Source organism: Serratia microhaemolytica, from assembly GCF_004011885.1.
Lineage (GTDB): Bacteria > Pseudomonadota > Gammaproteobacteria > Enterobacterales > Enterobacteriaceae > Serratia_G > Serratia_G microhaemolytica.
On sequence record NZ_SBEF01000128.1, the window covers coordinates 1 to 919 of the forward strand.

The following is a 919-nucleotide window of genomic DNA, read 5'->3' on the forward strand; positions in this document are numbered from 1 at the left end:
CATCCAACACCACTGGGTGGTCAGCATGGCTATGCCGCCCACAGCAATCGCCACTGTTCTTTATTCTCAACAACCTGGCGCAACCTAACCCGCTGCACCAGCTCTATTACCATGATTGGGTAGAACAGGCCTTTGGCCTGTATCAAAACAGCCCGCTGCAACACCTGGTGTTACAAGGCCCCTGGCTGGTGCAGGTAAAAATCACCGCCTTGCCTGCCGTTGCTGCCCTGCTGCAAAAGCGCACCTTCAGCGATGAAAGCTGGGGCTGGGTGTACCGCAGCCAGCTACCATGGCAGGCACAAATCGCACATTGGCAGCAACATAACCAGGTGATCTTGCGTGGGCGCAAAGTGGTACTGCGCTGGATGGATACGCGCATTCTCGCGCGGCTATTACCGGCCTTCACGCAAGAAGACTGGGGCGGGTTGCTTTACCCGGTTGATGAACTGATGTACACCTTGCCGGAGAGTGAAACCGCTCAGCCAGTGCACCGGTACTCACCACTGGGTACTCAACGTACGCCCAGTGCCCCCCCTTTTGTGTTGGGGCCACATTTGATCCAAGCCTGGGAACACTCGCCGCGTGCGTTAGAAAACCAGGCGGTGGCGATTGCCTGCGAACTGTGGGAAGAGCACGGCGCACTTGCCGCCGCACTCGATACCCCGGATGACGCACTGCACACCCTGATCATGAACTGGCTGCAGCAACAAATCAGCGTCGGGTACCCCTTACCCAGCCTTACCCATGAGGCATTTTTAGCCGCCCACAGCGCACTGATTAACCGCTTAACCAAACAAGGAGTGTCTTTATCATGACGACGAACGAAAACACACCACGCAAACGCCCACCGACCCACTATTCCTGTGATTTATTACGCCACTGGGTAGAGATTGAACTGTTGGATGAACAGGGGCAACCG

1 protein-coding gene is annotated in these 919 nt (G+C 56.3%); it reads left to right on the top strand.

The window, feature by feature from the left end:
• Window positions 1-815: DUF4123 domain-containing protein (locus tag EOJ37_RS14285; RefSeq protein ID WP_155522518.1), on the top strand; the 815-nt coding region annotated here is incomplete at its 5' end.
• Between the last annotated feature and the right edge of the window lie 104 nt (window positions 816-919).